Origin of the sequence: Pantoea sp. Ep11b, from assembly GCF_040783975.1 — a bacterium.
Classification (GTDB): domain Bacteria; phylum Pseudomonadota; class Gammaproteobacteria; order Enterobacterales; family Enterobacteriaceae; genus Pantoea.
The window spans coordinates 3547097-3562304 of record NZ_CP160631.1; the positions used below are offsets into that span (position 1 = coordinate 3547097).

The 15208-nt window shown below is 60.3% G+C and carries 9 protein-coding genes; 1 reads left to right on the forward strand and 8 read right to left on the reverse strand.

What is annotated here, in order from left to right; all coding sequences use genetic code 11:
• Positions 1–181 precede the first annotated feature (181 nt).
• Complete coding sequence (argA, locus tag AB1748_RS16665) at positions 182–1510, forward strand: amino-acid N-acetyltransferase (protein WP_111140826.1); 1329 nt, start codon at positions 182–184, stop codon at positions 1508–1510.
• Positions 1511–1561: 51 nt separating this feature from the next.
• Here the strand turns inward: argA and recD are convergent, their stop codons facing one another.
• The 8 genes from recD to AB1748_RS16705 form a co-directional block, all read right to left on the reverse strand.
• On the reverse strand, positions 1562–3403 hold the full coding sequence (gene recD, locus AB1748_RS16670; protein WP_111140827.1) for an exodeoxyribonuclease V subunit alpha: 1842 nt from the start codon (positions 3401–3403) through the stop codon (positions 1562–1564).
• A complete protein-coding gene (recB, locus tag AB1748_RS16675; protein WP_367395794.1) occupies positions 3400–6939 on the reverse strand; it encodes an exodeoxyribonuclease V subunit beta in 3540 nt (1179 codons plus the stop codon). The genes recD and recB overlap by 4 nt, the downstream gene beginning before the upstream one ends.
• Positions 6936–9827 (reverse strand): pitrilysin, encoded by a 2892-nt coding sequence (gene ptrA / locus AB1748_RS16680; RefSeq protein ID WP_367395795.1) that lies wholly within the window; start codon positions 9825–9827, stop codon positions 6936–6938. Before ptrA ends, recB begins: the two co-directional genes overlap by 4 nt.
• A gap of 108 nt (positions 9828–9935) precedes the next feature.
• Positions 9936–13313 (reverse strand): exodeoxyribonuclease V subunit gamma, encoded by a 3378-nt coding sequence (gene recC / locus AB1748_RS16685; RefSeq protein WP_111140830.1) that lies wholly within the window; start codon positions 13311–13313, stop codon positions 9936–9938.
• A gap of 101 nt (positions 13314–13414) precedes the next feature.
• Entirely contained in the window at positions 13415–13654 is a 240-nt protein-coding gene (locus AB1748_RS16690; RefSeq protein WP_367395796.1) for a prepilin-type N-terminal cleavage/methylation domain-containing protein, read from the reverse strand.
• Between the two features lie 46 nt (positions 13655–13700).
• Positions 13701–14105 carry a DUF2509 family protein gene (locus AB1748_RS16695; protein ID WP_111140831.1) on the reverse strand — a complete coding sequence of 135 codons (405 nt, stop codon included), beginning with the start codon at positions 14103–14105 and terminating at the stop codon, positions 13701–13703.
• Complete coding sequence (locus AB1748_RS16700; protein WP_367395797.1) at positions 14102–14629, reverse strand: prepilin peptidase-dependent protein; 528 nt, start codon at positions 14627–14629, stop codon at positions 14102–14104. Before AB1748_RS16700 ends, AB1748_RS16695 begins: the two co-directional genes overlap by 4 nt.
• Entirely contained in the window at positions 14626–15093 is a 468-nt protein-coding gene (locus tag AB1748_RS16705; protein ID WP_367395798.1) for a prepilin-type N-terminal cleavage/methylation domain-containing protein, read from the reverse strand. The genes AB1748_RS16700 and AB1748_RS16705 overlap by 4 nt, the downstream gene beginning before the upstream one ends.
• Between the last annotated feature and the right edge of the window lie 115 nt (positions 15094–15208).

Genomic DNA, 15208 nt, shown 5'->3' on the forward strand with positions numbered 1-15208 from the left:
CGGCGAAAACTTTATCCAATCCGCAGCATGATGTCACCCCGGAAACCCTAAATAATGCAGGCTGTTAGCGGCTTTGACACCCGAAAAAACGTAAATTTTCGTCAGGATAAAGGCTTGCAAAATCGCCTGTAAAAGCATAAAAATACATAAAATACGAATAAACATTCATTGAGGGTTGGCCGTGAAGGAACGTAGTACCGAGCTGGTTCAGGGTTTTCGCCATACCGTTCCCTATATCAATGCCCACCGTGGCAAAACCTTTGTCATCATGCTGGGTGGCGAAGCGATTGAGCATGAGAACTTCTCTGGCATCGTCAACGATATCGGCCTGCTGCACAGCCTGGGCATCCGGCTGGTGGTGGTCTATGGTGCGCGGCCGCAGATTGATGCCAGCCTCGCTCAGCAGCAGCTGGAGCCGGTTTATCACAAGTTCACAAGGGTCACCGACGCACAGTCCCTGGAGCTGGTGAAGCAGGCGGCTGGCCGGTTGCAGCTGGATATCACCGCCCGCCTCTCAATGAGCCTTAACAATACACCGCTGCAGGGCGCGCATATCAATGTCGTCAGCGGCAACTTCATTATTTCACAGCCGCTGGGCGTGGATGATGGCGTGGATTACTGCCACAGCGGGCGTATCCGTCGTATCGATGAAGAGGCGATTCATCGCCAGCTGGATAACGGCGCCATTGTGCTGCTGGGCCCGGTGGCGGTTTCCGTGACCGGTGAGAGCTTTAATCTGACCTCCGAAGAGGTAGCTACCCAGCTGGCCATTAAGCTCAAAGCGGAAAAGATGATCGGCTTCTGCTCTGAACAGGGGGTGCTGGACAGTGACGGCGAAATTATCTCCGAGCTGTTCCCGAATGACGCCCAGGCCCGAATCGACGAGATTGAAAAAGAGGGTGATTATCTCTCCGGCACCGTTCGTTTCCTGCGTGGCGCAGTAAAAGCGTGCCGCAGTGGCGTGCGCCGCAGCCACCTGATCAGTTATCAGGAAGATGGTGCGCTACTGCAGGAGCTCTTCTCCCGCGACGGTATCGGCACGCAGATCGTGATGGAGTCGGCAGAGCAGATCCGCCGCGCCAACATCAATGATATCGGCGGTATTCTCGAACTGATCCGTCCGCTGGAGCAGCAGGGTATTCTGGTGCGTCGCTCCCGCGAGCAGTTGGAGATGGAGATCGACAAGTTCACCATCATTCAGCGCGATAATCTGACCATCGCCTGCGCCGCGCTCTATCCGTTTATGGATGAGAAGATTGGCGAGATGGCCTGTGTGGCCGTGCATCCGGACTATCGCAGCTCATCCCGGGGTGAGATGCTATTGCAGCGCGTAGCGTTGCAGGCGAAGCAGATGGGGCTGGAAAAACTGTTTGTGCTAACCACCCGCAGCATCCACTGGTTCCAGGAGCGCGGCTTTACCCCGGTCGATATCGAGTCACTGCCGGAGAGTAAAAAAGAGATGTATAACTATCAGCGCCGTTCAAAAGTGCTGATGGCCGACCTTACCTGAGGCTCAGAGTAATCAACAGGCGGCTTACCGGCCGCCTGTTCCCTGCCCTTCTCAGCCGCCTGCGCCCAGGCGCTCGACCAGACCGCTGCGTCGCTGCGTCTGCAGCTGAACCGCACGCTGAAACACCCCCGGCTCGCTGTAGATCGTCAGCTGCCGACGTGCGCGGGTGATCGCGGTGTAGACCAGTTCCCGCGTCAGCACCGGCAGAAACTGCGTCGGCATCACCAGCGCGGTGTGGTCAAACTCCGATCCCTGCGATTTGTGCACCGTCATTACCCAGGCCGTTTCGTGTGACGGCAAGCGGCTCGGCTGAATGGCCTTGATGGATCCATCCGGCAGCGGGAAGAAGACCTTGAGGTTGCCCTCCTCATCGCGCAGCGTAATGCCAATATCACCATTGAACAGGCCAAGCGCGCTGTCATTCCGGCTGATCATGACCGGTCGTCCGGCATACCAGCGGCTGCCGACGCCGGGACGCCGGATGCGCTGTAACTGCATCAGCCGCTGTTCGATGCGCTGATTCAGCCCCTGCACGCCAAATGGCCCTTCACGTAATGCACACAGCAGTTGATAGCGGCCAAACGCGGCGATGACCTCCGCCGGTGGCGCCTGTTCCCTGATGAGCTGCAGGAAAGGCTGATATCCCTGCGCGACCTCATCCAGCATCGTCTGATAGGCTTCGGCGCTGTTCAGCGTCTGGTAGCTGACATCTTCGCAGGCCGAGGTAAACAGGGCATTGACCTCTGCTGCATCCCCCCGGTTGATCGCTTTAGCCAGCTGGCCGATGCCTGACCTGGCGTCAAAACGATAACTCTTTTGCAGCAGGCAGATACTGTCGCGCACGGACGGCGCCTGCATATCATCACTGCCCTCAAGGGCACAGCCGGTCAGCCGCGCGAGCTGTTCTGCCCGCTCCAGGCTATAGCCGCCCTCGGTACAGCGACAGATATCGCCCAGCACGGCCCCCGCCTCAACCGAGGCGAGCTGGTCGCGATCGCCCAGAAAGATCACACGCGCATGGCCTGGCAGCGCAGCGATCAGTTTTGCCATCATCGGCAGGTCAACCATCGACGCTTCATCAACGACCAGCACATCCAGATGCAGCGGATTTCCGGCGTGGTAGCGCATCCGCTGGGTATCGGGCTGGGCACCCAGCAGACGATGCAGCGTAGTGGCTTCGGCCGGAAAACGCCGACGCTCTTCGTCGCTGACGGCCAGATCCTGCAGGGCCCTGCCCAGGGATTCGGTCAGCCTTGCTGCGGCTTTGCCGGTTGGTGCGGCCAGCTGGATCCGCAGCGCGCCCGGATTGAGCCGAATCAGTGCCGCAAGAAGCTTCGCCACGGTGGTGGTCTTGCCGGTGCCAGGTCCGCCGGAGATCACCGCCGTCTTGCGGGTCAGCGCCACAGCCGCCGCAATCTTCTGCCAGTCCTCTGGCTGGTCACCGAACAGCGTGTTCAGTACCTCGCCCGCGGCCTGGATATCGAAGGCAGTTTTCATCTCCTGAGCCGCAAAGAAGTCGGCAACCCGGCCTTCACTCTGCCACAGCCGGTGCAGATACAAACGCTGGTGGCTCAGCACCAGCGGCGTCACCCGACTGCCGTCGCTGACGGCGGGCCAGTCAGCCAGATGTGCAGGCCAGTCATCCGGCGCGCCCGCTGCCTGCCAGATCGCCCGGGCCAGCGCAGGCTGACGACCGGCAAACAGGTTCGCTTCAGAGAGGTGACTCAGCGGCAGGCAGACATGTCCCTCACCGGCTTCAGCACTGACGCAGGCCGCTGCCAGCAGCAGCGCGGGCTGTGATTCCGGCGCGATCAGCCGCGCGAACTGAATATCCAGCGGCCGCAGGAGGCGCTTCTCTGCCGCCTGCAGCAGCAGGCTCAGCATCTCACTCATAACCCCTCCCCGGGTTGACCAAATAGTGCATCAATCTCTTCCACAAAGGCTTCGTCAGAACGGGTCGCAAAGATGCCGTTATCCGGCGAGCTGCCATCCATCCCGCGTAAAAACAGATAAAATACGCCGCCAAAATGTTGCTCGTAGCGGTAGCCGGGCAGACGATGCCGAAGATAGCGATGCAGCGCCAGCGTATAGAGCTGATACTGCAGATCGTAGCGGTGGCCGATCATCGCCTGCGCCATCGCCTCAGGGGTGTAAGCGGCGTGACTCTCCCCGAGCCAGTTCGATTTATAGTCGAGCAGATAATATTTGCCCTGCCAGCGGAAGACCAGATCGATAAAGCCCTTGAGCATTCCGCGCACCTGGCGGAAATCCAGAGCGGCGGCCTGCCGGGAAAGCGGGTCATGCCGCCGCAGCAGCGCGTCGAGCCCGGCCGCAGTCAGCAGGTTGTTGATCGGCAGGTAGAACTCCATCTCAATCAGGCGTTCGCTGCTCTTTATCGCCGACAGCGTCACGCCCTCTGCGTTGAGCGGGGTGCGCAGGACGCGTTCAATCCACTGCTCCAGAACCGGCAGCCAGCTGAGCGGATAGCCATTATGCTGCAGCTGATCTTCGAGCCAGATGCGGTCCGGTGGTTCGGTAAAGTCGATCGACTCAAACAGACCATGTAAAAACGTGCCGGGTGCCGCACCGCGCGGAAAATGGTGAGGCGTCAGCGTCGCCTCTTCGCCAGTCTCCTCCTCTCCCGCCGCGTCAATATCGAAGCTGGGCAGCGCATCCAGCAGCGGTGAACTGTGGTGCTGTTGCAGGCCAGAGTAACTGGTGACCCGCCAGAGATCCGTCAGCGTGCGCGTCATGTCACGGCTGCTTAATGCTTCATCCCCCTGCCGGGCATCCTGCCACATCTCGCCGGGCAGCAGATCCTCTTCTGTCAGGGCAATGCCCTCACCGGTTAAGGCGTTCAGACGCTGGCTGAGCTGCCGGGCATCGGCCGCCTCACCCTGCTGCACCAGGTAACCCAGTGCGCTCTTGTGCAGATCGCTTTCGCCCTCTTTTTTGCGGCTGCCTTTGATCAGCGGTGCAATACCGACGCTGCAGTGATAGACCGAGCGGGTCAATGCCACGTAGAGCAGACGCAGATCTTCCGCCAGACGTTCCTCTTCGGCCAGCGCCAGACTTTGAGCATCGCCCTGTACATCCAGCAGCGCCGTAAAGGTGTCGCGGTCATGATAGAGCGCGCTGGCCGCCTCGCGGAATCCGGCAGCAAACGGCAGCCAGACCAGCGGATACTGCAGCCCTTTCGATTTATGGATGGTGATGATCTGCACCAGGTGCCGATCGCTTTCCAGACGCAGCTGCTGGCTGGCAGCCTGGCTGTTTGGCCGGGCAATCTGCTGCGCCAGGAAGCGCACCAGCGCGTGCGGGCTTTCCAGCTGCACCGACGCCTCCTGCAGCAGCTCACCCAGATGCATCAGGTCCGTCAGCCGCCGCTCACCATTCTCCGAAGCCAGCATATTTTCCGCCAGCTGCCGTTTAATCATCACATCCCGCAGCATCGGCAGGACACCGCGCTGATGCCACAGCTGCTGCCAGACGGCGAACTGCTCCACCAGCGCATCCCATTCGCGTTCGTTCTGCGTCAGCGCGTCGAGCGTTGCCGCGTCGATGGCAAAAATGGAGGTTGCCAGCGCGCTGCGCAGCAGACGCTCCTGTTCCGGTGCCTGTATCGCCTGCAGCAGCCAGAGTAACTCGCGCGCTTCCGGCGTGGTGTAGACGCTGTCCCGGCTGGAGAGGTAGACCGACGGGATCGCCAGCGCATTCAGCGCATCGCGGATTAACCCGGCCTCATTGCGACTGCGCACCAGCACGGTGATATCGGACGCCTGCACAGGCTGTAGCGCCTCGCCTTTGCCCAGCAGGGCGCGTCCCTGCTGACCGGCGACCAGCCAGCGGCTGATGTCGGCCGCACACTGCTGCGCCATAAACTGCTGGTAGTCACTGCTGCCGACACCCTCGCCCGGCTGCAGCCAGAAGCGCAGCGCCGGTTGCTGCTGCTGATCAAACGTCAGCGTCAGCGACTGATTCGATGCTGCGGGCTTCACCGGCTGGAAGGGGATCGCCGAGAAGAGAAAAGGCGAATCGACCTGCGAAAAGAGGCGGTTGACGCCCGCGACCATCTCCGGCGAGGAGCGCCAGTTGGTGTCCAGCGTATAGTGAGCGCTGACTTCGTTTCTGGCCCGCAGATAGGTAAAGATATCCGCGCCGCGAAACGCATAGATCGCCTGCTTGGGATCGCCGATCAGAAACAGTGCCTGCTCCGGCTGATTAATGTAGAGCGCGCGGAAGATGCGGTACTGCTGTGGATCGGTATCCTGGAACTCATCGATCAGGGCAACCGGGAAGCGTGCTCTGATAGTGTCAGCCAGCAGGACGCCGCCAGGCTGCTGCAGCGCCTCATCCAGCTTACTGAGCAGATCGTCGAAGCCTAACAGCGCACGAAGCCGCTTCTCACGCTGCACCGTAGCACGCACATCGGACAGCGCCTGAGCGATGATCACATCCCGCAGCGACAGCGGCTCTGCCAGGAACTGATCGATCGCCGCAAACAGCGCATGACGGGGCGCGTCGCCCTTTTTGGTTTTCTCCTCCAGCACCTGCTGCCCGAATCGCTCCAGCTCTTTGGGCAGCTCGTAGTCCAGCGTCTCACTGCCAGCCCACTGCGTGACGCGGGCCACCCAGTTGGGCAGATGTTTGCTGCTGTAGCTGCGCTTATCAACGCCTGATGCGCTGATGATCCCTGCCACATCCGCACTCAGCGCCTGCCACTGCTGCTTGATGGCACTGATACGCGCCAGATTACGGGCGTGACGTTTCTCCAGCGTCTCATCGGCTGCGGGCGGGCGTTTCAGCCCCGGCGACTCCCCCTGCAGCCAGGGGCGCAGCGTGGCCAGCAGGCTGTCTGGCCCGCTCCACTCTGCGGCGATGATCCGCGCGACATCCAGACTCAGTGGATAGCACTGACGGCGCCAGAAATCGGCGGTCGACTGTTTCAGCAGCGCCTGCTCATCTTCAATCAGCTCCTGTTCGAACAGCATCCCCGATTCAAAGGCATTGAGGTTGAGCATCCGCTGACAGAATCCGTGAATAGTGAAGATGGCGGCTTCATCCATCTGCCGTTCAGCCGCCAGCAGTTGTGCGGCTGCCTGACTCAGATCTGGCATCTGCTCCAGCAGTAACTGGTGCATCGGATTGCTGCTTTTGCCGCGAATGCAGGCCAGACGTAACTGATGAATATTCTCGCGGATGCGTCCGCGCAGCTCAGCGGTCGCGGCCTCGGTGAAGGTCACTACTAAAATTTCTTCCACAGAGAGCGGCCGGCTGTAAGCATTTTCGCCGCCCAGACCCAGCAGCAGTCGCAGATAGAGCAGACCGATGGTAAAGGTTTTTCCGGTACCTGCGGATGCCTCAATCAGCCGCTCGCCCCTGAGCGGCAGCGTCAGTGGATTCAGCGAAATAGCAGGTCGCTGCGTCATGGTGTTTCACTCTTTACCGGCAGCGACTGCTGCAGTTTTGCCACTTCAGCCCAGGTTTTCCAGCCAGGCTGCCGGGCAAATTCGGCTTTGCCATTGCCGGTGCCGGCAATCTGTGAGGTCATCACCATGCCTTTGTGTTCAATCACGGCGCGCCGGAAAAAGTCCGCCAGGCTGACTGGGGTGAGTTGCTGCACCTGCTCGATCAGTTTCTGCCGCGTATCAAACCGGTCGTTCTGACGGTCAAAGTCGCGGCTGAAGCGATCGGCCTCTTCATACAGCGTCTGAGGACGCTGCTGCAGATCGTTGATCATCGCCTGCTGATACTGCACAAAATCGGCCTGACTCATGCTGCGCAATCTTTTTTCTGCCTGAGGATAGAACGCCTGGTACCGCTGCAGCAGCCAGCCGGGCTGCCTGCTGTTACTTTGCAACAGGAAGCCGAGGCCCCACTGACGTCCTACTGGCATCTGAAAGGCAAACACCGCATAGCCGAGCTGCTCTTTGGTGCGCAGCTGATTGTAGAACCACGGCTGCACGATCTGGCTCAGCATCGCGCTGTTTGCCATGCTCTGATATTCACTGTATCCCAGCGGCACATAGAGGGCGGCCAGAGCAGAGTCCGTGCTGCTGCCCTGCTGCTGCAGGTTAGCTTTCAGCGGTTTGTTAAAGGTGACGAACTGGCTGGGCCAGTTACGCGGCGCACGGCTCTGCATCTGCTCTCTGAGCTCATGCCCCAGCCGGATCACGCTCTCCGCGCTGAGGTTGCCCACCACCATCATCTCCGGCGTTGCATCACGGAATAGTGCATCGCGGTAGTCGGTGACATCCCGGAGTGAGATCCCACTGACCAGCCTGCGGCGCGTTTCGCGCTGGGTGTAGGGCAGCTGCGACAGCAGCTGCATCGGCTGAATAGCCTGCTCAAACGCCTTGCCTTTTTCCGCCGCGTCGAGCCGCTCCAGATACCAGGATTTAGCCTGCTCCAGCTGCTGTTCTGTCGGCTGGAAACTCGCGTACCCTTCCACCAGCTTCTTCAGCAGCGTCGGCAGACGCTGAGTAAAGCCATTGGCGCTGAATACCAGCCCTTCATCTTCGCCGGTTGAGAAACTGATGCCGCCGACTGAAGCCTGTGAGTTCAGCTCATCCAGCGCCAGGCTGGAAAGGTAGTCATTCAGCCCGAACAGCACCTGCTGACGGGCATCGCTGATAGCGTGCTGATTGCGCAGCGCCAGGGTTATCGCAGCTTTCGGCTCGCTGGCATAGTAACGGCTGGGCATCCAGTAAATACGCATCCCATCTTTATTATCCAGCCTGATCGGATGGGTGTAGGTTTTGCCGTCTGACGGTAACAGGGTGAAATCATCCGGGATATAGGGATTGAGCACCGGCATCGCCAGGGTGATCTGGCTGGCGCGCTGCTGCCAGTCAGCGAAGGTGGCTGGCGTGATTTTCTCAACCTGATAGGGTGCCTCAACGAAATAGGCCTTTTTATCGTGTGGCTCCTGCGGGCTGATGTACCAGATGCGCGCATGCTGCGGCGTCATCTCTTCCAGCCGGGCGTGTATCGCGGCCGCGTCATACTGGTCCGCCAGATAGGGGGCATCCAGCGTATGTTCAACCGGGACACGCAGCATCGTATCTACCAGCCACTCGATGTAGTCCATATCGCGGGTGATGGAGGGATAACGAAAGTCCAGCGTCAGTACGTGCGATACCTCATCAAAGTAGCGTTTATCATCGCTCTGCTGACGCAGCAGATTGATGTAGCTGAAGATTGCCGCCACCACCTCGTCACGCTGTGCCAGACCTTTATCGGTCAGGGAGGCGGTAATCGCGAAGACGCCGCTGTTACGCTCGGTCATTGGGTCAGCGCCCGCGTTGACACCGTCAGCCAGCCCCTGCTTCTGCAGCCAGTCGGTGAGCGTGTTTTTGCTGCGGTTGCTGATCAGATAGCTGATGAGCGTATCGGTTTTACTGCGGAAGCGATCGCTGTTGTTAGCGATGCGGAACTCAATTTTGAGCTGCTTGCGCGGCTGAGCCGGAACGTAGTGAATAATGATGCCCTGCTGTGCCTCGGTCACCACCGGCACCCGGATCTCAGGCACGCTGGCATCATGATTCTGCACCCGGCCAAAGGTTTTTGCCGCAATCGCCGCCATCTCCGGCAACGGCTTGTTACTGTAGATAACCGCCTTCATCAGGTTAGCGGAGTAGTGGGTGTGGTAGAAATCCAGCAGAGCCTGATGCAGTTTGCTGCCAGGTTTATCTTTCAGGGTATCGAGATTACCGCCCGAGAAACGTGACGCCGGATGCGCCGGGTTCAGGGTTTCCGCGCCGACCTGCGCCATACGCAGCCCGTCGCGCGAGCGCGCCATCGTCAGTTCGGCATTGACGGCATGGCGTTCGCGATCGGCGTTAACCGGATCCAGCAGCGGCTCAGCCACCGCATCGGCCAGCCGATCAACCGCAGGCGCCAGCGAATCATTTTCCACTTCCAGATAGAAAGCGGTGCGATAAGAGGCGGTACTGGCATTGTGACTGCCGCCATGCTTTTTCAGGAACTCAGCCAGGTTGTCCGGCTGCGGATAGTGCTTTGAGCCCATCAGCACCATGTGTTCCAGATAGTGCGCCAGTCCTGCCTGCTGATCGGGATCGTCCAGCGAACCTATCGGCAGCGTCAGCGCGGCCAGGGATTTCGGCGCAACCGGATCGGAAACCAGCAACACCGTCATGCCGTTATCCAGCCGGATCGCCTGATAATGGCGCGGATCCTGTTCACTTTTGCGAATGGTCTCATTAACCGGCTGCCAGCCTGATGAGCTCTCCGCCAGAGCCGTGCAAGCCGTCAGGCCGAACACCAGCGCCGCTATCCAGCGTGCGTATACCCGCATGTAAACTCCTCTCGTTTCCCGATAAGCCGCCAATTTCTGACCCGGCGGCTCAAAGCAGAGCAAAATTGCTGTGTAATCAATCAGTGTGCTAATACGTGTACTGAGCGGTTATTCATCGTCCTGATGCGCCGTCAGCACCGGCAGATACCAGCGCTGTGCCGCCTCAGTGATCTGCTGCAGCTGCGTTTCATCCAGCGTCCGGCAAAGACGCTGCAGATAGGGATCGCCCCCCTCACCTTCCACCTGATAGTTACCCTGCCAGGCGGTCAGCAGGCGATTACGCGCTTTAAGCTGCGTCGCCTCATCGGTAAGCAGCTGCTGACTTTTTTTGTCATAGCTGGCGGTGAGCCAGGCGCCCCCGCTTTTGTTAAGCAGCATCAGCGGCTGCCGCATTCCGGCCAGATAGCCCGCAACATACTCGTTCAGCGCCGCAGTGGCCTCCGTCTGCGGCACCGCCAGAAACGTCCAGCGGCTTTTCTGACGGCCAAACATCCGGCTGCTGCCGGTGCCGCCCAGCGCGCAGTAAACCAGGTGCTCCAGCCAGAGTAACAGCCCGTCGTTCATGTTGAGCACGCCGGGCCGCCAGCGTAACAACCCATCATCCTGCACCTGCGTCAGCCAGCCGGTTAAGCTGACCTGGTCCAGGGGCAGATTGACCTCCCAGCTTTCGCCATCGCTGCGCTGCGTAACCACTTCTGCAGCGACTTCCTGCATCTCCTCGCGCTGTGCCTGCCAGAACAGCTCACCGAACGCGCCATACGGCAGATTACCGGCCGCACGATGATGTGCGTAGAGCCGTTCTGTATCCTCACCTTCAACCAGCGCATTCAGCAGCTGCGCATTGATCTGATAACGCTCCAGATTGTCGAGCGCGAAAGGCTCACTGTCAGGCAGTTCGTTCTCCTCCAGCCAGAAGCTGACGCCGAGCCGCTGGTGGAACCAGGCGCGCACCGGATGCCGCCAGAAGCGCAGAAACGCCTCCAGCGTCAGCGTCTCAATCTCCGGGGCGGCCAGCGGCTGCACAAAGTCAGGCTGTGGCTGCCCCGCTTTCTGCGCGGCAGGCAGCCATTCGCGGGCAAAACTCTGCACCCGGGCAGCGGGCTGGAAGTTCTCCGCATCAAACGGCATCCGGCTGTGCAGATGCTGCAGGTGGTTCCGTACCCGTTCCGCACTCTCATCCAGCTCCAGATGACCGTCTCCCTCCAGATAGAAACTCTGTCCGATGTAATCCAGCAACTCTGTGACCAGCACGGAGGGGTAGCGTTCCGTATTATCCTGAATCGCCCGGCCGATATAGCTGATGTAGAGCTGTCGCTGTGCAGAGATCATCGCCTCCAGAAAGAGATAGCGGTCATCATCCCGGCGGCTGCGGTCGCCCTTGCGGGACTGCTGCTGCATTAAATCGAAGCCCAGCGGGGCTAACGTACGGGGATAGACGCCATCGTTCATCCCCAGCAGACAGACCAGCTGGAAGGGAATAGAGCGCATCGGCATCAGGGTACAGAAGTTAATCTGTCCGGCCAGGAAACGCTGACTGATGCGCTGCTGGTCAAGCCGGCTGCGCAGATCGTCGCGCAACAGCGCCACCGGAATCGCCTCTTCAAAGCGCGCAGCCATGCCGTAGTCGATCAGCTGCTGCCACTGCTCCTCGACCAGCAGCAGTGCGGCCTGGGTTTCTGCGTCGGGACTGAAAAAGGCGTTCAGCAGTTCACGGCACAGAGGCAGCCACGCCGACAGTGGCCGGGGTTCCGCCAGCCGCTGTCGCCAGTCGTTAAGCCGGGAGAGCAGCTCTGCCAGATGCCCTGCCAGCTCTCCCACCAGGCCACTCGACTCGTCATAGGGCAGGATCCCTTCCCAGTCACCGTTGTGGCTCTCCATCGCATAGCCCAGCAGCATACGCTGCAGGCCAAAACGCCAGGTGTGCTGGCCGGTAACCGGCAGTGACAGCGCCTCCACGCTGGCGTCATCCAGCCCCCAGCGCACGCCCGATTCGCTGACCCAGCGCCGCAGCAAACGCAGGCCGCTTTCATCGATAGAGAAGTGAGCAGCCAGCGCCGGAACGTCCAGCAGTGCCAGCACATCTTCCGAGACGAACCGGCTATCCGGCAGCGCCAGCAGTTGCAGAAACGCCACAATGGCCGGATGCGCCTGACTGGCGCGCCGGTCTGAAATGGCAAAAGGCAGATAGCGATCGGCTGGCGCATTGGCAAACACCGCCTGTATGAAAGGCGCGTAGGCGTCGATATCGGCCACCATGACGATGATGTCACGCGCTTTTAAATCGGGATCGGCCTCCATCATCGCCAGCAGATGATCCTGCAGGACTTCGACCTCTCGCTGGGCGCTGTGGCAGACCTGTACCGCAATCGAGCGATCGTCCGGATCCAGGCAACGCTTCCGATCGCTGTGTGCCAGTTCCACGGCGTTCAGTCCGATGATGGCGTTGTCCTGCAGATTGAGAAGATCGTGCTGCATACAGTGCAGCAGGTTGTCCGGCTCAACATCCACAAAGGCATCGATATCGTCATTTGACTCCATCTGACTGAGCAGGAAGAGGTTGTCACGTCCCAGCTTGCCCCAGGAGGCGAGCAGCGGATTCGTCAGCTGTTGTTCCCCGGCGTCGTTAAACAGCGCCGGTGCCTGCGCTGCATCGCGAAAGAGCGCGCGCGTTTCATCTGCTCCGTGACGCCGGCGCTGACGACTCTGCAGTTTTGCCAGAAACGCGTAATCCTGAATATCGCCCCAGTAGTCACGACAGGGATTGGTGAACAGCAGATGGATATCAATGTGACGGCCCAGCGCCTGCAGCGCCTGCAGATAGACCGGCGGCAGCGCCGAAATGCCACAGATAAACACCCGCTTTGGCAGCGTGTCCGGTGTGCTTTGCGCCTGCTCCAGCGCCTGAATAAAGCGCGCATAGAGGTTGGCGCGATGCCATCCCGGCTGGCGCAGGGCTTCAGTATAGCTGACCAGATCGCGCCACAGGGCGGCCTGCCAGCGCTGCGCCTCTCCCAGCCCGTCAATGCTTTCACCGCGCTCCCAGCTGTTGAGCCAGTCGGCACGGTAGACCAGATACTGGTCGAAGAGATCGGCGACACGGGAACTGAGCTGAAACAGCTTACGCCTGTCACCGTCGTCATGAAGGTAGTGGCGTAACGAGATGAACTCATCCTGCTCCAGCATGACCGGCAGCCGGTGCATCAGTTTCCAGCTCATGCTGGCCTTGCTGAAGGCACTCTCTACCGGGATGCCGGGCAATACCCGGACAAACATCTCCCAGATAAAACTGGCGGGCAGCGGAAACTCAATGTTGGCCGCGATACCAAAGGTTTGCGCCAGCTCCATCTGCAGCCATTGCGCCATCCCGGGGCTCTGCACCAGGATCATCTCGGAGGCGAAGGGGTCATCAAGAGGGTCATGTTTAATCACCGCAGCCGCCAGAATCTTCAGCACATCAAGCTGATTTGAGTGATAGACGTGAAACATGAAAACTCCTGTGATAACGCTGAACATGACTGCGGTATTGCGGCCCTGTCACTTTACCGCGTATCGCGGTTGAAACCCATCAAAAGGGCGACCTGGCGCGCTTAACAACGCAGCCGTGTGAGCGTGGCCCGGCGCTGCCAGGGACCCGTGACGTCAGCCTGCTCCAGGGTACAGCCTGACGGCCCCCCTTTTTGTTGCAGACTGGATGTCCAGCCCGCCACTTCATGCCCGTTCAGTCGCTGCTCAGCGACCCGCCATGCCTCACGCTGCGCCCACTGCTGGCTGAAGCTCAGCGCCAGTGCGCGATGATAGTGAAGCAGCGTGCTGCTGCTTAGCGCCATCAGCAGCAGCGCAAACAGGAGTTCCGGCAGACTGAATCCGCAGCATTCAGAGGCAGGTGGCAGGCGGCGTGAGCGGACAATAGTCGATCCAGCCGTGCGGCAGTGCGATAACCTGGTGGCCCTGTAACCGGACCCAGTGCCAGACGGCCATACCACTGTTGCTGGCCTCGCCTTTAAGCAGTGCCTCATCTTTTTCACCTCGCTGTAAACAACTGCGCCAGCCGTGACGATCGTCCTGCTGACAGTGCGCGGTCTCGCTGGCTGACCAGCGCAGGGAGAAACCCCACTGCAGCGCAGACTGTGCCCGCCAGAAATCGTTGATGTAGTGCTGTTCATCCGCCAGCAGCCGCATCCCCTGCTCAGACAGCCTGCGGCTGGCGTGCAGCGTGACGCTGCCGATCAGCAGCATCATCAGAACCATGCCCAGGGCGCTGCTGCCTCGCTCTTTCACAGATTTTCTCCCTCGACCCAGCTCTCGATCGTTTCCAGCCAGCGTCCGGCCCGCCCCTGCAGCACGATTCTGATCTGGGCATCCTGCCGACTGATGCTGAACTGCTCCAGCGTCATAAAGGCGGGATCGGAGAGCCGCTCCCAGCCCGCAGAGTGACACTCATCGACCCCGCGCTGTGTCTCAAGCTGCCGCTGTCGCAGGCGATAGCCGTAATAATCACTGCCGGTATGGCCCACCGCCTCCCATCTTCCGTTACTGTTCTCATCCCAGCGCAGCAGCAGGCAGTTCTCGCGAAGGGTGAGTGCGCCCGGCCCGCATTCGCCATGACAATATCCGGCTCGCCGCACCGCCTTTTCCAGCGTGGCCACTATCTGCTGTAACTCCTGGCGCAGCTGCGCCCGCTGCAGCATGCTGGCATTCTCTGCCAGCAGTCGTGGCAGGAAGTGTCCAACGCTGGTCATCACAACGGCACTGATTGCCATCGCGATGAGCATCTCCAGCAGGCTGAATCCGTTTGCTTTCAACGACAGCTCTCCTCCTCCGTCATACAGAGGCGAATACGGGCCCGGGCGGAGATAATCAGTTTTATGCCTCCGGCACGGTTGCCCAGCCCGATGCTGCCCGCCGTGGCGACGTTACGACGGCCATAAAAACCCGGCTCTCCCCGGATGCCCGTGAGTTCCACATCCGGATGCGGGGCCACGAAATGCAGCGGGTTGCCAGGATGGCATTCACCGGCAGGGCTGCCGACACCAATGCACCAGGGCGCGCCAGGCCGCGACCACAAAACCAGATCGCTGTTGTGCCGGTTCGCCCGGGCGCGAACCCGCAGCAGAAAACCCTGCAGCTGCTGCGCGCTGTCGCGCAGTTGCTGTCGTTGTTGCCAGCGCTGCCAGCCGTGCAGTGCCGCGAGACTTAATGTGCCGGCAATCACCAGCACCAGCAGCAGTTCCGGCAGGGTAAAACCCCGTATGAGTGTGGTTTTCATAGCGGCAGAGTGCGGTCTGCGGAGCGGTGAAACAAGGAATTTTAGGGCACGCTGGAATGAAGGTGGCAGAGAATCGGCCTCATCGACAGTGACGGTCAAAAGCGTGCGAGCGGTG

What these genes read in the sequence shown, in the direction of transcription:
- recD (WP_111140827.1), bottom strand. Translation starts at nt 3,403, where the DNA reads ATGAGTGAGATGCTGAGCCTGCTGCTGCAGGCGGCAGAGAAGCGCCTC.
- recB (WP_367395794.1), bottom strand. Translation starts at nt 6,939, where the DNA reads ATGACGCAGCGACCTGCTATTTCGCTGAATCCACTGACGCTGCCGCTC.
- ptrA (WP_367395795.1), bottom strand. Translation starts at nt 9,827, where the DNA reads ATGCGGGTATACGCACGCTGGATAGCGGCGCTGGTGTTCGGCCTGACG.
- recC (WP_111140830.1), bottom strand. Translation starts at nt 13,313, where the DNA reads ATGTTTCACGTCTATCACTCAAATCAGCTTGATGTGCTGAAGATTCTG.
- AB1748_RS16690 (WP_367395796.1), bottom strand. Translation starts at nt 13,654, where the DNA reads ATGGCGCTAAGCAGCAGCACGCTGCTTCACTATCATCGCGCACTGGCG.
- AB1748_RS16705 (WP_367395798.1), bottom strand. Translation starts at nt 15,093, where the DNA reads ATGAAAACCACACTCATACGGGGTTTTACCCTGCCGGAACTGCTGCTG.